General features: G+C 63.5%; 17 protein-coding genes. 8 read left to right on the forward strand and 9 right to left on the reverse strand.

The window, feature by feature from the left end:
• Nucleotides 1-147: 147 nt before the first annotated feature.
• The 3 genes from SFHG_RS07410 to SFHG_RS10160 form a co-directional block, all read right to left on the reverse strand.
• Nucleotides 148-528 (reverse strand): fluoride efflux transporter FluC, encoded by a 381-nt coding sequence (locus SFHG_RS07410; protein ID WP_042435790.1) that lies wholly within the window; start codon nucleotides 526-528, stop codon nucleotides 148-150.
• Complete coding sequence (locus tag SFHG_RS10155; RefSeq protein WP_052297859.1) at nucleotides 525-1,016, reverse strand: fluoride efflux transporter FluC; 492 nt, start codon at nucleotides 1,014-1,016, stop codon at nucleotides 525-527. Before SFHG_RS10155 ends, SFHG_RS07410 begins: the two co-directional genes overlap by 4 nt.
• A gap of 119 nt (nucleotides 1,017-1,135) precedes the next feature.
• Nucleotides 1,136-4,534: a CAP domain-containing protein gene (locus SFHG_RS10160; RefSeq protein WP_052297860.1), complete on the reverse strand. Its 3,399-nt coding sequence runs from the start codon at nucleotides 4,532-4,534 to the stop codon at nucleotides 1,136-1,138.
• A gap of 746 nt (nucleotides 4,535-5,280) precedes the next feature.
• Here SFHG_RS10160 and SFHG_RS07425 point away from each other — a divergent pair.
• The 5 genes from SFHG_RS07425 to SFHG_RS10165 all read left to right on the forward strand — a co-directional run bounded on the left by SFHG_RS07425 (nucleotide 5,281) and on the right by SFHG_RS10165 (nucleotide 10,202).
• Entirely contained in the window at nucleotides 5,281-6,480 is a 1,200-nt protein-coding gene (locus SFHG_RS07425) for an ATP-grasp domain-containing protein (RefSeq protein ID WP_042435792.1), read from the forward strand.
• A gap of 8 nt (nucleotides 6,481-6,488) precedes the next feature.
• Nucleotides 6,489-7,994 (forward strand): lysylphosphatidylglycerol synthase transmembrane domain-containing protein, encoded by a 1,506-nt coding sequence (locus SFHG_RS07430; protein ID WP_081469006.1) that lies wholly within the window; start codon nucleotides 6,489-6,491, stop codon nucleotides 7,992-7,994.
• 46 nt (nucleotides 7,995-8,040) lie between these two features.
• Nucleotides 8,041-8,460, forward strand: coding sequence for a PaaI family thioesterase (locus tag SFHG_RS07435; RefSeq protein WP_042435794.1), 420 nt, complete (start codon nucleotides 8,041-8,043; stop codon nucleotides 8,458-8,460).
• 131 nt (nucleotides 8,461-8,591) lie between these two features.
• Complete coding sequence (locus SFHG_RS07440) at nucleotides 8,592-9,032, forward strand: PaaI family thioesterase (RefSeq protein ID WP_042435797.1); 441 nt, start codon at nucleotides 8,592-8,594, stop codon at nucleotides 9,030-9,032.
• A gap of 135 nt (nucleotides 9,033-9,167) precedes the next feature.
• A complete protein-coding gene (locus SFHG_RS10165) occupies nucleotides 9,168-10,202 on the forward strand; it encodes a C39 family peptidase (protein ID WP_052297861.1) in 1,035 nt (344 codons plus the stop codon).
• A 57-nt stretch (nucleotides 10,203-10,259) separates the two neighbouring features.
• On the opposite strand, the gene SFHG_RS07450 is transcribed toward SFHG_RS10165, so the two are convergent.
• On the reverse strand, nucleotides 10,260-11,534 hold the full coding sequence (locus SFHG_RS07450) for an MFS transporter (RefSeq protein ID WP_042435800.1): 1,275 nt from the start codon (nucleotides 11,532-11,534) through the stop codon (nucleotides 10,260-10,262).
• 238 nt (nucleotides 11,535-11,772) lie between these two features.
• Here SFHG_RS07450 and SFHG_RS07455 point away from each other — a divergent pair, with 238 nt between their 5' ends.
• Nucleotides 11,773-13,032 carry an SLC13 family permease gene (locus SFHG_RS07455; RefSeq protein WP_162096568.1) on the forward strand — a complete coding sequence of 420 codons (1,260 nt, stop codon included), beginning with the start codon at nucleotides 11,773-11,775 and terminating at the stop codon, nucleotides 13,030-13,032.
• Nucleotides 13,033-13,095: 63 nt separating this feature from the next.
• Here SFHG_RS07455 and SFHG_RS10975 read toward each other — a convergent pair whose 3' ends face one another.
• On the reverse strand, nucleotides 13,096-15,735 hold the full coding sequence (locus tag SFHG_RS10975; RefSeq protein ID WP_042435804.1) for an excinuclease ABC subunit UvrA: 2,640 nt from the start codon (nucleotides 15,733-15,735) through the stop codon (nucleotides 13,096-13,098).
• A gap of 259 nt (nucleotides 15,736-15,994) precedes the next feature.
• On the opposite strand from SFHG_RS10975, the gene SFHG_RS07465 reads away from it, so the two are divergent.
• Together SFHG_RS07465 and SFHG_RS07470 are read left to right on the forward strand one after the other, a co-directional pair.
• Nucleotides 15,995-16,624: a flavodoxin family protein gene (locus tag SFHG_RS07465; protein WP_042435806.1), complete on the forward strand. Its 630-nt coding sequence runs from the start codon at nucleotides 15,995-15,997 to the stop codon at nucleotides 16,622-16,624.
• Between the two features lie 302 nt (nucleotides 16,625-16,926).
• A complete protein-coding gene (locus tag SFHG_RS07470; protein ID WP_042435809.1) occupies nucleotides 16,927-18,150 on the forward strand; it encodes an LL-diaminopimelate aminotransferase in 1,224 nt (407 codons plus the stop codon).
• An 818-nt stretch (nucleotides 18,151-18,968) separates the two neighbouring features.
• On the opposite strand, the gene SFHG_RS07475 is transcribed toward SFHG_RS07470, so the two are convergent.
• The 4 genes from SFHG_RS07475 to SFHG_RS07490 all read right to left on the reverse strand — a co-directional run.
• Entirely contained in the window at nucleotides 18,969-20,474 is a 1,506-nt protein-coding gene (locus tag SFHG_RS07475) for an MDR family MFS transporter (RefSeq protein WP_202898150.1), read from the reverse strand.
• 319 nt (nucleotides 20,475-20,793) lie between these two features.
• Nucleotides 20,794-21,603 carry a hypothetical protein gene (locus SFHG_RS07480; RefSeq protein ID WP_042435811.1) on the reverse strand — a complete coding sequence of 270 codons (810 nt, stop codon included), beginning with the start codon at nucleotides 21,601-21,603 and terminating at the stop codon, nucleotides 20,794-20,796.
• 105 nt (nucleotides 21,604-21,708) lie between these two features.
• Nucleotides 21,709-22,440, reverse strand: coding sequence for a DUF4428 domain-containing protein (locus SFHG_RS07485; protein ID WP_042435814.1), 732 nt, complete (start codon nucleotides 22,438-22,440; stop codon nucleotides 21,709-21,711).
• Between the two features lie 310 nt (nucleotides 22,441-22,750).
• Nucleotides 22,751-23,424 (reverse strand): response regulator transcription factor (locus tag SFHG_RS07490; protein WP_238318304.1); only part of this gene is annotated, 674 nt, incomplete at its 5' end.

Consider the following 23,424-nt stretch of genomic DNA (forward strand, 5'->3'; position numbering starts at 1 on the left):
GCGTTGGCGGTGCTGTGCAAGCTTGCGGTAGACGAATGGCGCAGCGTGGGCGATTGTGCTCGCGCTGCGCCGCTTTGTGCGTTTGCGCAAAAGCATTGACGGTACCAAAGCTAAGGCTTGTGTGCTTGAAAGGGCTGCCGGCCTGCGTTAACTTCCCAGGATTGCGTGCGCTAGGGCGAAGCCCAGTGCGGCGGCGCCTAGGGTTGAGCCGTAGGTGACCACCAGATATGCGGCTGCTTCCCCGCGATGCCCTTCCGTGGCCATATCGACGGCCTCGCAGTTCATGGTGGAAAGCGTGGAGAAGCCGCCCAGAAACCCCATGGTCAGCGCTATGTAGGCGGTTTGCCCGAGCGCGGCGGCTCCCGCAAGCGCCGTCCCGGCGACGGTGCACGACGCAAGGTTCACCAGCAGCGTCGGCCAAGGAAACCAGCTGTTCGAGCGAGGTTTCATGAACGAAAGCGCCCTATGGCGGCATAGCGCGCCTGCGGCTCCGCCCAGGCCGACCATGATCAATGTCAGCGGGCTCATTGCGCACCGCCTTTGTTTTGGTGGGAGTTCGCTTGCGGGGCCGCGGCCCGGTGATGCGCACTGTAGCGCGGGCCCATGGCGTCGGCCAGGCGCTTTCCCGCGTAGGCGGCACCGAACGTGGCGAGCACGGTGATGCCCAGGTACAGCGCGAACATGCCGAAACGCCCCTGCTGCAAAAGCGCCAGGTTCTCGGTGGAAAGCGCGGCGATAGTGGTGAACGCCCCGATAAGCCCGATGCCCATCGACTTCACCAACGGCGCCGGCAGGCTTGTGCGCCGTGCGACGAATTGATTGATGATCTCCAATGTGAAACAACCGAATATGTTCACCGCGAGCGTGGCGACGGGGAAGCCGCACTGCGCGGGGAGGAGCATCTCCAGAGCATAACGTGCCGCGGCGCCCAAAAAGCCCATGACCAGCACCAACGGCGCCAGGGAACGAGGGCTGCGCAGCGCATGGTCCACCGCATCTGGGATATTGCCGTGCACTGATGCCCCCTGTCCGAATCGAGCTTGCTGCGCAGCAGTATACCGCCGCTTGCAAGGGGCGTGCTTGCGGCAGCAAAAAGGCCGGCAGGGAAGTCCCTGCCGGCCTGTCTGAGCGGATCTTACTGCTGCATCTCGCGACGGCGCTTCATGGCCGCGCCTGCGGCTGCGGCGCCTGCCGCCACGAACGCGATGCCGCCGATCCAGAACACCTCGTCGGTGTCCCCGGTCTGCGCGAGCTTGGTCTCGCCTGCGGCCTTGTCATCGGCCTTGGCGTGCTTCGCGCCGGCGATCTTGTCGTCGACCTGCTTGGTCTCGGCCTCGCCCTTGCCCTCGGGCTTCTTCTCCTCGGGGTGCATGCGGTCGTACCACTGCTGCGCCTCGGCGAGCTCCGCCTCGGCCTTCGCGAGCGCGGCGGCAGCCTCGTCGTAAGCTGCCTGCTTCTCGGCGAGGTCTGCGGTGGCCTTCTCCAGGTCGGCCTCCGCCTTGGCCTTCGCGGCGAGCGCCTTGTCGTAGGCCGCCTTCTTGGCTGCCACGAGGGCCTCCAGCTCCGGCGCGTTGGCCGAGATCCACTCGTCGCCGAACGTGCCGTCCTCGAAGGCCTGCTCGGCTGTGGTGGCGGTGCGAGCCGTCGGATCGGCGTAGATGCCCAGGTGCTCGGCGCGCTCCTCGGCCTTGGCGAGCTCGGCCTCCGCGTCCTCGGCGGCCTTATCTGCGGCGTCCTTGGCGCTCTGGGCGTCCTGCGCCGCGATCTGCGCGGCGTTCAGCTCGGACATGGCTTTGTCGGCTGCGGCCTGCGCGGCATCCGTCGCGTCCTTCGCGGCCTGGATGGGGGCCAGGGCGTCCTGCGCGGCCTTGTCGGCCGACTCCGCCTTGGCGAGGTCGCCCTTCGCGTTGTCGAGCGCGAGGTCGGCGGCGTCCGCCGCATCCTTGGCGTCGCCCGCCGCGCCCTTGGAGGCTGATGCCGCAGCGTCTGCGGCCTCGGCCGTCTTATCGGCGGCGTCCTTGTCGGCCTGGGCCTTGGATACGCCGGCCTCGGCGCGGGCCACGCGGTCGCGGGCGGCCTTGAGCTGGTCGGAGGACACCTGGTCGAGGTGGTCCTTCGCAGCCGTCAGCTCCTGCTCGGCGGCCTTGAGGGCGGCAGCGGCATCGTCGGCCTTGGCGCGGGCATCCTCGGCTGCCTTGGCGTCGGCCTTGGCGGTCTCGGCAGCTTTGGTGGCGATGGTTTGCTTTTCCGTTGCTGTCTGCTTGGCTGCGCTGGCTGCAGTTTGGGCGTCGGTCTTAGCCTGGTTTGCCTGAGCAGCGTTGGTTTCGCCTTGGGCAATGAGGGCCTTGTCGCTCTTCACAGCCTTTTCGGCGTATTTGACATTCGTGGTCGCATCCGTGACCGCCTGGGCCTTCTGAACGGCATCGGCATCTACCTGTGCCTTGAGAGCCTTCATATCATTCAGGTCCTTGAGTGCCTTGTCCACGTTGTCGTAAAGCTTCTGATCGACCTTGCCGTTAACTTTGTTGTAGTACGTCATGAAGCGAGCGTAGTAGTCGCCGGCGGTGTAGGCTGTTTCGCCGGTGCGCTTCTGGATGGCTGCGTCGCCGAACGCCTGCTCGCATGTCGGATACCCGTTAACGTATCCGCAGCCGTAATAGGTGTTGTACGGCGCGATGACCGCGATGTAGTGGCCTACCGTCTCCGTAGGATCGAGGTTCCGGATATAATTGTCGATTTCAACTGCATGTGCGTGGTACAGTCGATATGCGTCGTCACCGACCAGCCCGGTTTTGCCGTAAAGAGCTGCAGCCGCCTTGTCGAACAGGGCCTTTTCCTCGTGGTACCACCCTTTGAAGGGGTCGGGGTATCCCCAGGCAAGGTTCTCGCCGACGGACCATACGGTGTCCCACTTGTAACCGTCGGCCCATCCCATATGATCGAAGTTCTTCGCTCCGTAGTTCGCCTGCACCTGGCCGATCGCCACAAGGGAGTCGAGGACCTTGAGCTCTTCCTGCCCGTTCGCCCGTCGAATCTCGTTGATCTTTCCCATGAGCTCGAGCGCTTTCTTCATGTTCTCCAGGCTCGTGGCATCGCCGGTCTGGCCCAGGTGCGTGTTCGTGTCCGCCACTCCGGACGACTTCTCGGGCTCGGTTACGAACTTATAGGCAAGATCGGCGCCGACCTCTTGGAAGAAGCCTGCCGACCCGAGCTTGGCCTTCTCTTGGTATTGGGAGAGTTCTGCCTTTGCGGCGTTTAGCGCGGCAACGGTTCCGTCGTAGGCGCGTTGAGCGTCGTTCAGGCGGTCGGCGGCGTCTTTGGCAACATTGTCGGCGGATGCCTTGTCCTGTTCGGCTTTTGCGAGCTCATCCTTTGCTTTGGCAAGCGACGCCTCGTCGACGGTAAGGTGGGACTTCAACTCGGCCAGCTCGTAGGCAGCTTTGTCGGCGGTTGATTTCGCCTTTGTTGCCTCGAAATCAGCCTTCTCGGCTGCCTCGTTAGCGGCGTCGGACTCTGCCTTTGCCGTTGCTGCTGCGGCGGCCGATGCATCGGAGGATGCTTGCGCAGTGGCGAGTGCGTTGTCGGCCGTTGTCTTTGCTGCCTGAGCGGCGCTTACGGTCTGCTCTGCTGCGGCGATGCGCTCCTTGGCGGCGGTCACCTCTGCGGAGGTCTCGCCGGCCTCGATGCGGGCGAGGTCGGCCTTCGCTGCATCCAGCTCGGCCTGAGCGGAGGCCAGGGCGTTGGCTGTCGTTTGTGCCTGGGTTTTCGCGGCGCTCAGCGCGGAAGCATCCGCAGCGGCCTTCTCGTTAGCAGTAACGAGGGCAGCCTGTGCCTTCTTGTTGGCTGCCTCGGCGGCAGCGAGGGTGTCTTTTGCGTCTGCAAGAGCCTTGGAAGCGGACTCGGCGTTTGCCTGCGCCTTCTCAAGCTCTGCGGTGCCGCCCGCGGCGGTGTAGGCATCCTGAGCAGCTTTGAGCGCATCTGCGGCGTCGTTTGCGATTTTTTGCTTGGCGTTGGCGTTGTTCCTGGCGTCGTCAAGTGCGCTGGCAGCCTTATCTGCGGTAGCTTGCGCATCGTTTGACTTGGCAAGGGCGGCCTCCGCCGCATCGAGCGCGGCGCGGGCGGTGTCGTAGGTCGCCTGGATGGCGGCGAGCTTGGCGGCGTCTGCCTCCGCCTGGGAGGCGTCGATGCGCTGCTTGGCGGCGGCGACGTCGGCCTTGGAGGAGGCGAGCTCGGCGCCTGCTGCCTTCTCGGCCGCCGCCGCCGTGCTCTGGGCCTCCTGCTTGGCGGCGAGGTTCTCCTCGCTGGCGGCCTTCTCGTCGCGGGCCTGCTGCTGCTCGGGGGCTGCGCCCTCCTGCGTCAGCTTGTCCTGGCCCTCGGCGGGCTGCGTCTTCACCTCATCGGCGAATGCGGTTGCGGCTCCGATGGCGGGGGTCGCCACGGTGGAGGCCATTAAGGCGGCCATGCCGGCGCGGGCGACGATGCCCGGCTCGCGCGTTTCGATCTTCGCGTGCTTGGCGTTCTTCAGATTTGCCATGCTGTTCTCGAACCCCTTTGCGATCGTATTCCTGTTCCTTTTCCCTATGCGCTTTCCGTCTTGCGCGAACTGTTCTCGGCTTGCTTTCCGGAGCTTATGCCCCTTGTCGGCTGTTTCCGAGATGGCGTACAGGTTGGAAAAACGCCAGCGCAGAACTTTGATTTATTAAGCTCATGCTCTGCCAGTTTAGCGCGTTTTCCTGGCTTTATGTGAGAATTTCGGCATATCGCGACAATGTGTTTCACCTCCTTTTGCATTAACAAGGCTTTTGCCGTTGCAGTGTTGTTTGCAAAGGTTTGGGAGTATGGCGTTCTCGCGGGTCGTTATGCCTGTTGTATGGGTTGTTTGCGCTCGAGATCGTTGTTGTGGCTCTATGCCTCTGCTTTTAATGCTATGGCGAACGGATATGTTTGGATAGTTCAATTCGCCGATCTATCTGATTTGCGAGAACGATTGAGCGCGTGTCGGGGGCCTTCGCCAGTATTGATATCCTCCAGGAAGAAATGTGGACTATTGGGGGTGTCCCTACATATCAAAAGGTCTGTGTTTGCGCAGTTATTTCAAATAACGCATCGTCGCGGCAGGCTGTCTTCCTCAAATGCAGCTGGCACCCGTTTCTGGCTTGCGGCATACTCTTTGCGTGAGGGCCGGGCGCTGGTCGTGCTGCGTAGCGCTGATGGGGGGTATACTTCCTTATTATGCTTAGAGGGCCGCGTTTGCGTCGGCCGCTAGAGAAGGGGGTTGCCATGGTCATCCTTGACGAACCGTATGCTTCGCCGCAGTTGTTGGAATGGCTTGAATCTTCGCAACACCCCGTGCTTCGCAATGCGTTCTCCGAGCGCACGGCTTTTGCGTCCGGGCGGGCGTTGCACCTGGTCGACGAGGACGAGGCGGCCTCGCGCCTTTCCGCAGGCGAGCGCGTGTACACCAATTCCGAGAACACGCTCGAGTGGATCTGCTCGCATGCTGACAATCCCAGCCTTACGCACGCCATCACCGTGTTCAAGGATAAGGTTGCCATGCGCAAGCTTCTGGCGCAGATGGGTGAGAACTTCTTTTTCCGCGCATGCACAGCTGATGAGCTGGGGAAACTCGACTTCCCCGAGCTTGAGCCGCATATGCCGTTCGTGGTGAAACCCGCACGCGGGTTTTGCAGCATGGGCGTGCACACGGTGCGCTGCCGTGCCGATTGGGACGAGGCGCTGGCCGATTTCGCGTCGAACGCTGCCGCTTGGGCGGACATGTACCCCGACAGCGTTGTTGCTGGCAGCGATTTCATCCTGGAGCAGTTCATCACGGGGCAAGAATATGCCCTGGATGCGTTTTTCGACGAGCAGGGTGCGGCGCACGTGCTTAACGTGTTGCGTCATGATTTCGCCGGTCCTGATGATACGTCCGATCGCATGTACACCACGTCAGCGGCGATCGTGCGCGAGAAGGCGCCCGCCTTCGAGGAGTGGCTTTCGCGCGTGAACGCCCTGGTGGGGGCGCGGAACTTCCCGGTGCATGTCGAGGTTCGCGTGGACGAGCAGGACGGCGGCGTTATCCGGCCCATCGAGTTCAACCCCTTGCGATTCGCCGGCTTGGGCGGCACCGATGTTGCCCAGCACGCTTATGGTTTCCGCAGCTATGAGGCGTTTTTGACCGACGCGCTGCCCGATTACGATGCCGCGTTCGCTTATGCGGGCGACCATGTGTACACCATGTCGCTGCTTAACCCGCCGGAGGGTGTGACGGGGAACGAAGAGTTCGATTACCCGGCGTTCTCCGAGCGCTTCGATAGGGTTTTGGAGCTGCGCGAGTTCGACGTGCCCACGTTCGGCTGCTACGGCTTCCTGTTCGTGGAAACCGACCTTGACGAACGCGGCAAGGCCGAGCTCGATTTCCTGATGCATACCGATTTGCGCGAGTTCCTGAGCTGCGACGACGCCGCGGGCCAACGTTAGGCGGCCGCATGAAATTCAACGTCAAGAACCTTTTCATGGGCGTGGTGCTCATCATCGTGCTTGCGGTGGTGTTTTTGCGCGGCGACCAGTTGGTGGAGCTGGGCGAGACCATGAAGCAGGGAAGCCCCCTGCCGCTGGTCGCGGCCATCCTCACACAGCTGGGGAAGTACTTCGCGCAAAGCTTCGCCTATTCGCGCAGCTTCGCCGCCGTGGGCGAGCGCATGGAGCCGAAATCCACGTTGCCGCTGGTCTTCGGCACGTTTTTCATGAACACCATCGCGCCGTCCATGAACCTGGCGGGCACCACGTTGGTGGTCGACGACGCGCGACGGCGCGGCATTCCCGCCGGCAAGGCCACGGGCGCGGCGCTGCTCATGCAGATCACCATCGACGGCGCGTTCTCCACGCTCATGGTGTGCGCGTTCATTTTCCTAGCCGTCACGGTGGGGCTGTCGCCTGTGTGGTTCCTTATGGGCATGGTGGTGTTGTGCTTGGTGGGAACCATGGTGGCGCTGCTTATCCTGGCGCACAAAAAGCCCGGTTCGCTTATGCGCCTTTTGCGGCCCGTCGAACGCGTGAGCCGCAAGGTGGTCGGGCGTGTGCGCAAAAAGCCGCTCGAGCCGTGGGCCGAGCGCATCGCGCAGGCGTTTTCCGAGGCGGCCGGCATGATCGGCCATAGCCCCAAACCCACGCTGCAGGCGTACGGGTGCTCGCTGATCGCCAGCTTGTGCGAGCTTTCGTGCTTCGCGCTGGTGGGCATCGGGTTCGGCGTCGACACGGCGCCGGCGCTGGTGTGCGGTTACGTGGTGGCAACGCTGTTCGCCATGATTTCGGTCACGCCGCAGGGCGTGGGCGTGGTCGAGGCGGCCGTCGTGGTGGCGTTCACCAGTTTCGGCGAGTCGGCGGCGGCGGGCACGGCAATCGGCCTGGTGTATCGCGGCATCGTGTTCTGGATGCCGTTCATCATCGGCGCCGTGCTCATCAACACCACGAAGGCGTTCAAGGGCGACGTGAAGAAGGCGGCATACGACCAGGACATGGGAGCCGTCGCCGGTACGGCTGCGACCGCGGCGCGTTTGCAGGAAGAGGCGCATGCCGACGCTGTTCGTTTCAAGCGCGCGGCGGCTTTGCGTTCGCGTATGGCGGGTGCGGCCGGTGCGCATGCGACGCATGGCGCGCAGCAGGCCGCAGGTGCGGTGCCGGAAGGCGGCGCCGCGGTGGCGAGTGCCGCTGCTCAGACGGTGCCTTTTGCGGAAGGAGTCGGGTCCGAGCGCGCTAGCGTGACGGTGCCGCTGGATGCGCCGCGCCCGGCGAGCGGCGCCGCCAAGACCGTGCCGTTTGCGGAGGGGGCCGGGCGCGCTGGCGCTGCGGCGACGGTGCCGTTCGAGGTCGGCGACGCAAGGGTCGGCGATCGCCTTGTCGATCTTCCGGAGGTTTCGCCTTCGGTCACGTCGGGGGATTTGCCCGGGGAAGGTCCGGGTTCGCCAACGTATACTGAAACGGATAAACAATAGCCTGCGGGCCGCGGTTTTCGCGGCCCCTTCGTTTTCGGAGGTTTTCATGACCCTTCTGGATACTCTGCACATCACCTACGACGTGGTCACTCCCGAGCATGTTGAGATGTCCATGCCCATTTCCGAGGAGATTTACCAGCCGCATGGCTTTTTGCACGGCGGTGCCACGCTTGCCCTGCTGGAATCGTGCGCAAGCCGCGGCGCCGAGGCACGCACCGATTTCGACAAGGAGTTGCCGTTCGGTTTGGAGTCCGATATCCGCCACAAGAAGCCGGGCAAATCCGGCGTTTTGCACGGTTTCGCCGACCTTGAGCACGAGGATCCCAGCTACGGCGGTCGCAAGCAGTTCTGGCACGTGGTGGCCAAAGACGACGCCGGCGATGTGGTTTCCGAAGGCACCTTCATCACCAAGATCGTCACGAAAGAGCACTTCGCCGAGAAGAACCGTCAACGCGAACAACGCTAACCCGGACAGATAACCCTACGTCCCCGAAATGTCCGCTTCGGACACTTCGGGGACGTAGCACTAAGTGTCCGGATTTTGCCGGCGATTTGGGATGCTCGTTTGCGGCGATGGTTGAAGAGAGGAAGCTGCACATGGAAGCGTTTGTGCGCGAGAGCCTGCTGGAGATGTACGAGACGAACCGCCAGTGGCTCGGTAACCTTGAGCCCGAGGTCATGGAAGAGGGCTTCGTGCGCAATTCCGTCGTCGTGCCCGAGAAGGCCTGCAACTTCTTCGGCAACGCCTTCGGCGGCTACCTTATGAGCCTGGTGGACGTTTGCGGATGCGCGGTGCCTTGGACGCTGGGCAAGTACGTGGTCACGCAAACCTGCGATGTGCATTTCATCAGGGGCGTTATGCTGGGCGAGCACGTGTTCGTCGAGGCACGCGACGTACGCACGGGCCGCACGAGCTCCATCGCCGATGTGCGCATCGTCGACGAGCAGGGCAACGTGCGCCTGACCGCTACTGTCACTATGCACATCGTGCGCGATATCCAGCCCGAGGACGTAGGTGTCCAGCAGAAGCTCGAGTGAGCGTTTGCTCCCCAATTGTGGTTTAACTGCAGCAGGGCCGTGGCTTTTCAGAAAGGCTTAAGCTGCGGTCGGTATCATGTTCCGAAACGAACATGAGCCGCGCTTTTGCGTGTGCGCAATTCTAGGAAGAACGTGATGGGAGAACCTATCGACACTCATTTCGACAAGCGGGGGACGTCGCAAGGGCGTCATGCGCGCACGGCTCCACGCTCGGGCCGTCATGCGCGCATGGCGACCGGCGCTAGCAGCTGGTCTGTTCGCAGGCGTTCGCTGGTGGCGGCGATCGCTGCGGCGATGGCTGCGTTGATGATCGTCGGCGTTTTGGCGGCCCATGGGCGCGCCGGCGCAAGCGGCGACGGCGATCAGAGCGCCGCGCAGGAAGCTCTGGAAGCCCAAACGCTGGAGACGGCATATGCCGCCGATGACTCGATGGAAACGCAGCAGGACCAACAGTCCCAGGACGCCGAGGCTGCAGAATCTGTTGCTCCCGGCATGCGCCCCGATAATGCCGACGGGTTCCCCCGCAATCGTCGCGACGCCCTGGGTGCGATGGAGCGGGAGCTTCCGAGCGGCTTCGGCCGCCCCAATGTGATGCAGGTGGTAAGCTTCACCGGCTTGAGCGGCGCGAGCGCGAGCGTGCCCGAGTTGTTCCAGTATCCTAGCATGCCGGCAGGGTGCGAGATTTATTCCCTCGCCGCGGTTTTGCAAGCAATGGATCACGACGCCGACCCCGATTCCATCGTGGCGAACCAGCTGCCCTTCGACGTGGAGGGCGACGATTACGCCTCAGCGTTTTGGGGTGACCCGTACTGGTCGGGCGAGGGCATGCCGCCCGCCATCATGGCGGCGGGCAACGCCTTCCTTGAGGAAGCGGGTGCAAGCGAGCGCTTCGCCAACCTCACCGGCACCGATTTCGACGAGCTTGCCAGCAAGGCGTCGTCTGGAACGCCCGTGCTCGTGTGGACCACGCTCGATTTCGAGGACCCGTATTTCGACGAGCCACTTGAGGCGAACTCATTCTATGACCTGGAGCATTGCGTAGTGTTGCTGGGTGTGGAAGGCCACCGGGCGTGCATCATGGACCCCACGCAGGGCTACGTGACCGTCAACTACGACTGGTTCAAATATCTCTACGAGCAGTGCGGCTCCATGGCGCTGGCGATCGCGTAAACGGTTCGCGGCTATGCCATGCGCCGAGCGCGTTTCGGACACTTAACGCTACGTCCCCTAAGTGTCCGGGTTTGCTCGCTTGTCGGTGGCGGTGTAGACGCCGATTACGATGACGGCCGCCACCACCAGCATCGCCAGCAGCGCCGCGTATGACACCAGGTAGGTGCCGAACGCTTCGGTCAAAAAGCCCGGCAGGAAGGTGAAGATGAACCCGCCCAGCGCGTAGCACACCTGGAAGTTCTTGATGGTGCGCGCTTCCTTGCCGCGCGGCGCTAGCTCGATCGACCATACCGAAATGCCCACGGTGCCAAGCGACATGCCGATGCCGAACATGAGCACGCCCAGCCCGGCAAGCCCGGTGTTGCCCATATCCGACAGGCACAGCACCGCCGTGCCGGCGATATACAGGGCGAAGAAGACCGCCGAACCGCGTTTGGTGCCGAAGCGGTCGAACGCCATGCCGCTGACCAGCTTCGCCACCGTCAGGCACGCCCCGTTGACGGCCACGAGCGTCGCGGCATGCTCGGCGGAGAAGCCTTCGGAGGTGAACAGCACGGCCAGGTAGTTGCCGCCGCCGACCGACACGCAGCCGATGATGATCATGGCCAGGAACAGAAGCGGCATGGTGCGCGGGGAAAGATCGCGGTTGACGTGGCGTTTCCTTACGCGTTCAAGCTGCTGGGCGCTTCTCTCTTGCTCGCGTTTCACCGCCTTCGGGCTTCCCTCGTAGGGGGTAAGGCCCATGTCGCGCGGGTCGTTTCTCAGCAGAGCGAATACGGTCACGCCGATGACCAGGGCCAACGCCGATTCTGCCCTGAATGCGGTTTGCAGGTCGAAAGCGCTGATGAGCGCCACCGCCGCATTTGGGATGACGATGGCTGCCACGCCCGAGCCCACCGCGGCGACGCCGGCCACGGTGGCCACGTTCGCCCTGAACCACCGATTGATCAGCATGGTTGAGGCGATCATGCCGCCGAAGCCGTAACCCAGGCCCGTCAGCGCCGAGGCGCCGCACAGCATGCCGAAGTTGCTGCCGGCAAGCGAGTACAGCGCAAACCCGGCACTGACGCTCAGCGTTGCCAAAAACGCGCCGATGCGGCAATCGACCAGGTCGTAGTAGCGTCCGACCACCAACATGGCCAGAAGCGACACGAACGTGCGTACCGACACGATGATCGACCCACCCGAATGCCCGACGCCCGGCAGATCGACCAGGTAGGGCTGGTATACGGAAAACGACGTAGAGGGCAGGCCCACGTTCGTGAACAATATCAGGAAGCAGCACACGGCCACCACGGCCTCGTAATGCTGCTTGATCTTGGCGAATAACATGCGTTGGAACCACCTTCGGGACGGTATTGGCGTACCGCGCTTAGCGCGTACGGTTATCTAGCATAGCGGCGTCATGTTTCAATCGGCGAAAAGCTGACGGAATCGCGATAATGCGACGGGAGGTTTGCCCGTTGCGTTCGAAGGCAACGTGATACCCTTGCATCTTATGATTAGGACGGAAAACATATCGCTTCGGTCGGCTGTGCGCGTGATTCGGGCTTTTGCGGCGCGCGAGACCGTGCTAGTCGTTGCTGTTGCGGCGGCCTTGGCGTCGTGCGCCCTTGTGCCGCCCGATGCCGGGTATGCCGCCTACGTTGATTGGCATACGTTGGCGCTGCTGTTCTGCCTGATGGCGGTGGTGGCGGGATTCCGCTCGCTTGGCGTATTGGACGCCGTGGGGGCGTGGTTGGTCGCACGTGCTCGGACGCAGCGCGCTGTTGCCGGCGTGTTGGTCGGGCTTGCGTTCTTCGCCAGCATGGCGGTGACCAACGACGTTGCGCTCATCACGTTCGTGCCGCTGGCTTTGGTGGTTTTGCGCCGCGCGGGCATGGAGGGCCGCATGTGCCTGGTTGCCACGCTCATGACCATCGCGTCGAACCTCGGCAGCATGTTCACGCCCGTGGGCAATCCGCAGAACCTGTACCTGTTCACGGCCTCGGGCATGGGTGTTGGGGAGTTTCTTCAGCTCATGGGGCCGTATACCGCTGCGTCAGGTGCGATGCTGGCGCTCGCGTGCGTGCTGCGTTTTCGAGGCGGCGAAGTGCGCGGCGCGGGTGGCGTTGCCCGATTTGCATCATCGGGTGGTTTTGCGTCCGATGGCACCGCCGATAATCCAGCGATGCAGGTTCCGCCTGCGCGCTGGACGGCCCCGGAAGGTTCCGCGCCTGATTGCATGCCCGCCCGCTCAGGGAACGGGGCCTCGCCGGCGTCCTCGTCGATTGAATCCGCTCCCCCCGGGTGTTTTTCCGCCCGCTCGCGTAAGCGGTTGGCGGTGTACGGCGTGTTGTTCGCGTGCTGCTTGGCTGCGGTTTTGGGCGTGCTGGATGTTCGCGTTTTGCTGGCGTTGGTGCTGGTAGGCGTTTCGCTTTCAGATGCAAGCTTATTGCGGCGCGTTGACTGGGGGCTGTTGGCCACTTTTGCGGCCCTGTTCGTGTTCGTGGGGAACATGGGCCGCGTTCCGGTGCTCCACGAGGCGCTTTCCGCGGCGGTGGGCGGCAACGCGCTGCTTGCTGCGGTAGGGGGCAGCCAGGTTATCAGCAACGTGCCGGCGGCGGTGCTGCTTTCGGGGTTCACCGATCAGTGGCAGGCGCTGATCGTGGGCACGAATTTGGGAGGTTTGGGCACGCTTATCGCGTCCATGGCAAGCCTCATCACGTTCAAGGCGGTCATGGTCGGTCGCCCCGGTATCCGCGGGCGCTATCTGCTTGTGTTCACGGCTTGGAACATTGCGTTCTTGGCGGCGCTGCTTGCGCTTGCCGTGGTTTTGGGGGCGCTCTGATCGCCCTCAAAACCACGGTGCAGGAAAGTACCTTTGCATTGCGCAAAACGCGGCGTTTTCCCTCTATAGATAGCTGCCGGTCAGGCTGGCAGGGTTTTGGGCGATTTGCGCCGGGGTTCCGTGCGCCACCACGCGACCGCCCGCTTGGCCGCCGCCCGGACCCATGTCCACCACGTAGTCGGCGTTGCGGATGAAGTCCAGGTCGTGCTCGATCACCACCACCGTGGCGCCTTGCTCGACCAGGTGCTGGAACACGTTCAGCAGCGTGCGCACGTCGCGCGGGTGCAGGCCGATGGTAGGCTCGTCGAACACGAACAGCGCCCCGTCCTGCGCTTTGCCCATTTCGCTGGCCAGCTTCAGGCGCTGCGCCTCGCCGCCGGAGAGCGCCGGCGTGGCCTCGCCGAGCGTGAGGTACCCAAGCCCCAGGTCATGGAGCGTTTGCAGCATGGCGTGCGCCTTCTTCAGGCTGGCGCACGCTTTAAGGGCTTCGTCGATGCTCATGGCCATAAGCTGCGCGAGCGTGTGCCCGTTCCAGGTGATGGCGTCGGCTTCGGCGCCGTAGCGGCGGCCGCGGCAGTCGGGGCAGGGGACGTCCACATCGGGAAGGAACTGCACGTCAAGCGACACCTGGCCGGTTCCGTCGCAGGTGGGGCAGCGTAGCTTGCCGGTGTTATAGGAGAACGCGCCCGCCTTCAAGCCCGCGGCTTTTGCCTCGTCGGTGCGAGCGAACGCGCGGCGCAGGTCGTCGAGCACGCCGCAATAGGTGGCGACGGTCGAGCGCACGTTCGCACCGATGGGGGTTGCGTCGATGAGCTGCGCGCGGACGATGCCGGCGGGGTCGATCCCGCGCACGCTGGATGGCAGCGTTTCGTCCGCGTTTACGCTGTTCAGTGCGGGAATCAGCTCCTCCAGCACCAGCGTGGTCTTGCCGCTTCCGGACACGCCGGTCACCGCTGTCAACCGGTTTACGGGCAGGTCGACCGACAGCTCGTGCACGGTATGCAGCGGGCTGGTTTCCAGATGGATGGTGCCGCGCTCGAATAGCTGGCCCTCCGGGCAGCGCGGGCGCACGTTGGACATGGGGTCGGGCGCGGACACGGAAAGGGGCGCAGCTTCGGGGGCTTCCGCCATGCAAACGCTTGCCCCCGCCGATGCGGCGGACGCATTCGGCGTCGCGGCAGCTCCCGCCGGCGCGACTGCGGCGCCCTTCGTTTCGCCATCCGGCAAATACCGCCCGATCAGCGAGCGGTCATCGGCCCGCAGCTCGGCCGGCGTGCCGCAGGCTACCACATGCCCGCCGCCGGCTCCGGCTTCCGGGCCCATTTCCACCAGGTAGTCCGCCGCGGCCAGGATGCGCGTGTCGTGATCGACCATCACCACCGAGTTGCCGTCGGCCAACAGGTCGCGCATGACACCCAGCAGGCCGTCGATGTTGGCGGGGTGCAGGCCGATGGAGGGCTCGTCCAACACGTAGAGCACGCCGGTGGTGCGATTGCGCACGGCGCGCGCCAGCTGCACGCGCTGGCGTTCGCCGGTGGACAGCGTGGAGCCTGCGCGATCGAGCGACAGATAGCCCAGTCCCAGCTCAAGTAGCCGCCGCGCCGTATGCTGGAACGACTCGCAGATGGAGACCGCCATGGGGCGCAGGTTCTCGGCGAGCGTTTCCGGGACGCTATCTACCCAGGTCACGGCTTCGTCGAGCGTCATCTCGCACGCCTTCGCCAGGTTTATACCGCGCACGAGCGGGCCTCGCGCCGCCGCCGACAGGCGCGTGCCCTCGCAATCCGGGCACGGCCCCTCGGTCAGGAAGCGGGCCACGCGCGCCAGGCCCTTCTCGTCCTTCGCCTTCGCCAGCGCGTTCTCCACGGTGTAGACGGCGTTGTAGTAGGTGAAGTCGAGTTCGGCGAAGTTGTCGCCTTTCTTCGCCTTGTACAGGATGTGGCGCTTTTCGGCCGGGCCGTGGAAGACGATGTCGCGTTCCTCGGGCGTGAGCTCGGAAAACGGCACGTCAAGGCGTACACCCATCTCGCCGCACACCTGCTTCATGAGGTCCCACATCAGGCTTCCCCAGGGAAGCACGGCGCCCTCGTTGATGGTTTTGCTCTCGTCGGGGACCAGTGCTGCCTCGTTCACGCGCCGCACGGTGCCGGTTCCGCCGCAGGTGGGGCAGGCGCCGCCGCTGTTGAAGGCAAGCTCTTCGGCGCCGGGCCCGAAGAAGGTTTTTCTGCAGGTCGCGCACGTGATCGGCTGCTCGGCGGCCACCGACATGGAGGGCGGGGCGTAGGTGCCGCAGTGCGGGCACGGGTGGCTGCCCACGCGGCTGAACAGCAGGCGCAGGCTGTTCAGCAGCTCGGACATGGTGCCGAAGGTGCTGCGCACGCCGGGGACGCTCGGGCGTTGGTGCAGCGCCAGGGCGGCGGGGACGTAGCGCACCTCGTCGACGTCGGCGCGCGCGGCCTGCCCCATGCGCCGACGCGTGTACGTGGACAGCGCCTCCAGATAGCGACGCGAGCCCTCTGCGTACAAAACGCCCAGGGCCAGCGAGCTTTTCCCGCTGCCCGAGACGCCGCACACGCCCACCAGCTGACCCAACGGGATGTCGACGTTCACGTTCCGCAGGTTATGGACACGCGCCCCGCGCACCTCGATATGCGAAGGGCTGGCGGGCGTGATGCTGGTTTTGCCGGTGGGCAGGTGATTCATGGCGGGGCCTTTCAGGCGATGGCGTAAGGTTGCCTTTCATTATAAGGCGAGCCCGGGGTGGGGGCACGGTCGGGCACCTTGGGGACATAGCGCTAACTGTCCGGATTGATTTGTCCGTATGTTAGCCATTCCGCCCACCCGGACACATAGTGCTACGTTCCCGAAGTGTCCGGGGTGTGTGCTTGTTTGGTTGGCGGCGGTTGGCGCTTGTACAATGGAATCGACATCTACCGGGTCATCCAGACGAGAGGATATTCCTATGAGCAAGGTTTTGCTGGTCAACGGCAGCTCGCGGCAGGAGGGCAACACGTCGGTTGCGCTCGCCGAGGTTGCCGCCGCGCTTGAGGGGCACGGCATTGAGACGGAAACCGTGTGGCTGGGCAACAAGCCCGTCAACGACTGCATCGCCTGCGGCAAGTGCGCTGAGCTGGGCGGTAAGTGTGCTATCGACAACGACGTGGTCAACGAGCTGATCGCCAAGGCTGCGCAGGCCGACGGCTTCGTGTTCGGCACGCCGGTGTACTACGCGCATCCCTCGGGCCGCATCCTGTGCGCGCTCGATCGCGCGTTCTACGCAGGTGGCGCGGCGTTTCGCCATAAGCCCGGCGCAGCGGTGGCCGTTGCGCGCCGTGGCGGCACCACGGCGTCGTTCGACGTGCTGAACAAGTACTTCACCATCTGCGAGATGCCCGTTGTGTCCTCCACCTACTGGAACAACGTGCACGGACGCCTGCCGGGCGAGGCCGCGCAGGACGCGGAGGGCCTGCGGACCATGCGCAACATCGGGCAGAACATGGCGTGGCTGCTCAAGTGCATCGAAGCCGGGAAGGCCGCGGGCATCGACGTCCCCGTCGCCGAGCGCGGCCAGATGACGAACTACATCCGCTAGCTCAGGCGGCTAGACGACGAGCTAGCTCCGCTAGTTCGTGCGGTCGGATGACGAACCGCGTCCGTTATCTCGATCGGCCAGATTGCGAACCGCATCCGCTAGTTTGCCTGGCTCCGCGCCGTTATTTGACGCATTCGTGAAGCGCCGGCCTTGTGCCGGCGCTTCCGTGTTAAATCCGGGAACCTCTACGTTACATTTCGGAAATCTTGGGGAAATTCGCCGCAAAATGGGCCCGTATGAAAACTGCGGCGGTCGCGGCTGCGCCGCCGCTTGCGGAAACCGAACGTGCAAGGAGGCCCTTCGTGGCTAAGGTCAACCCGAATTATCAGAAACTTCCCGGCAGCTATCTGTTCTCCGAGATCGCCCGCCGTACCGCTGCGTACTCCGAGGCGCATCCCGAGGCGAAGCTCATCAAGATGGGCATCGGCGACGTCACGCGCCCGCTGGTCCCGGCAGTCATCGAGGCGATGCACGCCGCCGTCGAGGATATGGCCAAGTCCGAGACTTTCCACGGCTATGGCCCTGAGCAGGGCTACGATTTCCTGCGCGCCGCCATCGTCAAGCGCGATTTCCACGCGCTCGGCGTCGACATCGCCGACGACGAGATCTTCATCTCCGACGGCGCAAAGTCCGACTGCGGCAACATCGGCGACATCCTGGACGTTGACAACGTGGTGGCCGTGTGCGACCCGGTGTATCCCGTGTATGTCGACTCCAACGCTATGGCCGGCCGCGCGGGCGACTATGACGAAGCCGCCGAGCGCTGGACGAACATTGTGTACATGCCCACCACCGCAGAGAACGGCTTTTGCCCGGCACTGCCCGAGGGCCGCGCGGACGTCATCTACCTGTGCAGCCCGAACAACCCCACCGGCACGGTGCTCAACGCCGAGCAGCTGAAGGCATGGGTCGATTACGCCAACGCCAACGACGCCATCATCATGTTCGATGCCGCCTACGAGCGCTTCATCACCGAAGAGGGCGTGCCGCACTCCATCTATGAGGTTGAAGGCGCCAAGACCTGCGCCATCGAGTTCCGCTCGTTCTCCAAGACGGCGGGCTTCACCGGCGCGCGCTGCGGCTACACCGTGGTGCCCAAGGAGCTGGTCCGCGACGGCCAGAGCCTCAATGCCATGTGGAACCGTCGCCAGTGCACGAAGTTCAACGGTGCCAGCTACATCATCCAGCGCGGTGCCGCGGCCATCTACACCGAGGAAGGCGAGCGCCAGATCGAGGAGACGCTTGCGTACTACCGTAACAACGCACGCGTGATCAAGGAGGGTCTCGAGGCCGTCGGGTTCACCGTGTATGGTGCGGTGAACAGCCCGTATATCTGGTGCAAGACGCCTGAGGGCGTGGGCAGCTGGGAGTTCTTCGACAAGCTGCTGACCGAGGCGAACATCATCACCACGCCGGGTGCAGGCTTCGGCCCCTCGGGCGAGGGCTACGTGCGCCTGACCGCCTTCGGCGACGCCGACGCCACGGTCGAGGCCATGGAGCGCATCCAGAAGCTCATGGGGGAGTAGAGACGGCGGGCGATCGTTTGCTAGCGCTGCAATTGCGATTGCCATAGCGTACGCGGTAGCTTTGGCGTATATAGCCGCCGTTGCGTGCATAGTTGCAGCACCAGGGTTGTTGATGGCCGGCGCCGCAGGCGCAGTTGTCGCAGCGGACGCGGAGGTTGCGGTGTACTCAGCTGCCGTTGCATCCAAGCATACGAAAAAGGGGGCCTGCGGCCCCCTTTTTCGTATGCTTGGATGCGCTCGCTGCCAAATAGTGCGCGAGTGCGTGTTCGCCTTCTCTAACGTATTTGATAAACGAGCCGATTCGTGTAACGAGCGCGTGCGCATCGGGGTTCGCCGCGTCTCGGCGTTGCGGGACGCGGCCGTTTGGCGCCGAATGGGCCCTGATCGCCGTCTGCTCGTACGCACTCGCGCAATTATTGGCAGCAATCGCGTCGGACCCTGGCAGAACGAGATTACGGCTCGGCCCCCGCGTACAGCTCGGTGTGCGTGCTGGCTGGGACGTGCGCGGGTAGGGATGGGTGGACACGACAACCCACCAGCGCAAGGTATATCCAGCTATATAAAGGTAACCGGTGTAAGCCGGTCACCGGGCAGTGATCTACAGGGCTTAGGAGCCAAAAGGGGTCGAAAACTGTGCATTTTCTGCACAGTGAGTGAATGAGTCATTATTTGTGGCATATAACGCCACGGATGGGGAATAGACAACGTCAGAGAATTATCTATATCGGCAGTTGATTTCTCTTGTTTGCGGTTCTTGCCTGATTTGCATTCTTAGCCCACGCGGACATCAGAGCCGCGTGGGCTACCTGCTCCTATTGCTAGCAGCCCTCGGCCGCCGTTGCGCCCTCGGCCTGTGGGGCGCTTGCGGGAGCGTCGCCATGCGCTGGCGCATCGCCGCCTTCGGGCGCCCCAGCCTCGTCGGCATAGCTGTGCTTCTTCAGCAGCATCGATACCGCCAGTGCGGCAACTGCGAGCACCAGGGTGAACGTGAAACCCCAGTGCACGCCGTTGGTGAACGCGACCGCGCCGCCTTCCGCGTTTGCCGCCTGGCCCATGCCCAGCAGGCTGGTGGCGACGGCGGTTGCGATGGCGCCCAGCACCTGCTGCAGGGTGTTCATCATGGTGGAGCCGTCCGCGTTCATGCGGTGCGGCAGCGAGTTCAAGGCACTCGTCTGGCTCGGCGACATAGCCAGCGGCACGCCGATCATCAAGATCACGTGAGCGCAAACCACGTACGCGATCGGAGTCTCGGGCGTCGCAAACAGGAACATCACCGTGCCCGCAATGGAAAGGGCGAAGCCGGCGCGTGCCGGGATGCGGGCGCCGATGCGATCGTACAGCCTGCCGGCAATCACGGACACGATGCAATTCACCACGCCGCCGGGCAGCATGAGCATACCGGCCATGGCCACAGGCAGCAGCATGCCGCTTTGGATGTACTGCGGCAGCAGGTACATGGCCGACAGCGTGATGCCGAAGTTCAGCATCACCAGCGTCACGCCCACGCGGTAGCCCTGCTGGTAGAATACGCGCACATCAAGCACGGGCACCTCCATGTGCAGCTGACGATACACGTAGGTCGCAATGCAGACCACGCCGATGACCAGCGCGGATACCACTTCGACGCTGGTCCATCCATACAGGCTGGCGAGCCCGGCGCCCAGCACCACGCCGCCGAATCCCAGGCACGAGAGCACGCACGAGATCGCATCGACGCGCGGGCGCGTCAGCTCGTAGGGGTTTACCAGGAACTTCGCAGCGAACACCATGGCCACGGCCAGCACCACGGCGAAGGTGAAGAAGATGAAGCGCCAGCTCAGCACTCCCAGGATGATGCCCGAGAGGGTAGGGCCGATGGCGGGGGCGAACATGATGATGAGCGCCGTCAGGCCCATGGCCGCGCCGATTTTCACCGGGGCGAACACCTCGAGCACCACAGCGAACATCATGGGCAGCACCAGGCCCGTGCCCACGCCTTGCACCAGGCGGCCGGCCAGCATCACCTCGAAGCTGGGGGCGAACCCGCTGATCAACGAGCCGACGAAGAACGCGCCCAGCGCGAACAGCGTGAGTTTGCGTACGCTGAACCACTTCATGAGCAAGCTGGCGAAGGGCAGCACGATGCCGATGACCAGCATATAGCCGACGACCATCCACTGCATCACGGCAACGTCGACGCCGAACGCCTCGGTCAGCTGCGGCAGCGCGATGTTGAGCGACGTCTCGCTGAACATGCCCGTGAAACCGCCCAGATACAGGCCCATCATGGTTAGGTAGGGGTGCGCAACCTCGATGTGCGCCTTATGGGGATCAAAACCTTGCATACTGTTTTCCGTACATTCCTTTCCGACTTTTGCGCAGCGCCCGCGCGGGCAAACGTGCCCGACAAAACAAAAAGCGGGGGCTGCAAAGGAAGCTTTCATCCTTTGCAGCCCCCGCTTAAGGGCGCTACCGACTACCACTAATTGCTTTCAGCCTAGCAGAAACCGTAGCCGTTTCGTAAGCGTTGAAATTGTGGAGAAACGAAAGGCGCCTCCCGCGGGGGGGGAGGCGCTTCGTTTGCGTTGCGCGCGGTGTCGGCGAAGCAAGGCGGTCGCATTTCGTGCAGTGACAGCGAGGCGCTTTGTTCGCCTCCGCATAGTGCTATGCGATCTCGATCGGATAGCTGGCGATGGTGTCGTAGGTGTCGTTATCCATCAGGCTGATGGTGCCGGCGACGTTCTTCATGGCGTCGATGTCGGTAACCTTGGTGTTGTCGAAGTAACCGAAGGTCTCGACGAACATACCGGGCTTGACGGTCTCGGTCAGGGTGAAGTCAACCATCTGGTTGTCTATGCTGAAGGTGCCGTACTCGGCCATGAACAGGATGGTCTTGTCGGCGGTCTTGTTCTCAACCTTGAAGGTGTAGCCGCAGTCGTCGAGCAAATCCTGCTTCTTGTTCAGCACCGTGATGGTGCAGTTCTCGTCGTCGACGAGCACCTTGTCAACGGCAACGGTGTTCTTGTCGGTGGTGCTTGCAGCCTTGGAATCGCCGTCGTTGCTATTGGCCTTAACCTCGCCGCGCTCGAACGTCATGGCGTAGCCGTCGTCGGTCATCTGCAGCTTGCCGTCGGTGATGGTCGCAGTGATGGGGCTGCCGTCGATGGTGAACTTGGCCTCCGTAGCGCTCTTCGCCTCCCACGTGCCGTCAAGGGGTTCGCCGAACATGATGAGCGCGCAGGTGCCGTCCTCGTTGACGTCCAAGCCCACGCTCATGCCGAACGCGTCGAGCATGGCGATGTCCTCGGCGGTTGCCTCTTCGCCGTCGGACACCATGCCCGCCAGCTTCCACGATCCGATGAACGCCTCTTTTGCGTCCTTGTCGTTGGCCGCGCCACCGCCGCAGCCGGTCAGTGCCAAGCACAGCGTCATCGCGCATGCTACCAACGCGCATACCAATAGCTTCCTCTTCATGTCCCTCACTCCCTTTCTGTTGATGCTCCTATGGCGAACCTTCGGTCCCTTTCCGAAGGCGTGTGCCCTGCTTATGCGGTTGCCGCAAATCGAATCGGCGGGCGCTTATCCCATGGCGCCGCCGCAGTATTCGCAGCGACCTTGCGCGTCGGGGACGGTGGTGGCGCCGCAGAACGGGCAGGTTTGCGCGGTTTTCGGCGCAGCGGCTGCCGCCGCTTGCTCGCGCACGGTCTCGCGCAGCTGGGTGAGCGCCTCGCGGATCTGCTGCGCCTGACGCTCTGCCTCGCGGTATTCCACGGAATTGCGCTCCTCGATGCGGTAGTCGTTGACCTTGAACGTGATCTCGTTGAAGTACGGCGAGTTCACGTGAATGGTGACGTACACGTCGTAGTCGATGTCGTAGCGCGGTGGGTCGTAGCTTTGCGAATGGCCCTCGTCGTCTTTCCAGGTGAGCTCGCTGCGCGTCTCGCGAATCTCAGTGTCGCAGCCGGTGACCTGGGAAAAGTCCATAACGTCGGGGTTTGTGTCGCGCCAACGGGAATTGCGTGTGACGATGAAGCGCTTCGCGTCCTCGTCGAGCATCACCTTCATGTCGCAGCCAAGCGTGCGGGTGACGTTGAGCTCCGCCACCTTCTGCCGGTTGGCTTCGCGATACTCCAGCTGCTCGGCGATCTGCTCGACGGTGCTCGCGCGTCGGTCGCTGAAAAACGGCGACAGCTTGCCCGCGCACTCCTTGCACAGGTTGCCGTCCTCAAGCTTGCGATTGCCCAGAAGCCCGATTTCGCCGCCGCAGATGCTGCAGGTTTTCTTTTCGAACATCTTTCCGAACAGCCCCATGTCGCGCCCCTTTCGTCGTCTCCAACTCCGTACCCCGATAATGGCAGAAGCGGGGAAGGCGAAGAAGCGCCCTACGGCTCGAAAAGGGGTGCGAAAGCGGACCGAACGGCCCAGCTTGTCGTTCGGGGAGCCGCAAAAGCTTGCGTTTCGCGTTAGGGGTTTCGGGCGAGTGCACGAGAAGGGGTGTGCAAAAGCCCAGTAGGGCGCAGCTGCGCCCTACTCGGGGCGTCTTGTGCGAATGAACGGGAAGGGGCGCGCGAAAGCGGTGCCCGACTACACGTAAGGCCCTGAAGGGTCGCAGTTATGCGCGCTATTCCTCGGTCTGCTCGCCGGTGCGGCCCATGCCGGGGATGATGAGTCCGCTGGCAACCGCGTGCACGGCAAGGCGCAGGATGTTGTCGTAGCCGGTTTTCGCCAGGATCTCGGAGATGTGGCGCTTCACGGTGCCTTCGGACAGGTACAGCTCCTGCGCGATCTCCTTGCGCGTTTTCGTCTCGCACACCAGGCGCAAGATGTCGATTTCCGTTTGCGTGAGCGCCGCGGCGCCGGAAAGCGCGTTGGATTGGGGGCGAGGGAACGTGGAATAGCCCTCCATGGTGGAGCGGATGACGGCGATCAGCTCGGCAGTGCCCACGTTCTTGTATATGAAGCTGTCCACGCCGGCGGCGCGGGCCTGTTCGACGAACGTGATCTCTGGCATGCCCGTCATGATGACCACGCGCACGTTGGGGTGCGCCTCCTTGATGGCGGCAGCAGCGACGATGCCGCTGGAATCGTTTTCCGTGCACACGTCCAAAAGCGCTAGGTTCGCGTGGTGCTTCTCGACCGCGGAAAGGGCGTCGGCAGCATCGGCGATGGCCGCGACGACGCGCATGTCATCCTGCATGTCGATGGCGCACGCGAGCGAGTCGCGCAGCATGGCTTGATCTTCGGCGATGACCATGTCGATCATGGCGTCCCCCCCTGGGCGTAGAAGGCGGTCCC

Origin of the sequence: Senegalimassilia anaerobia JC110 (assembly GCF_000236865.1) — a bacterium.
In the GTDB taxonomy this organism is placed as follows: Bacteria; Actinomycetota; Coriobacteriia; order Coriobacteriales; family Eggerthellaceae; genus Senegalimassilia; species Senegalimassilia anaerobia.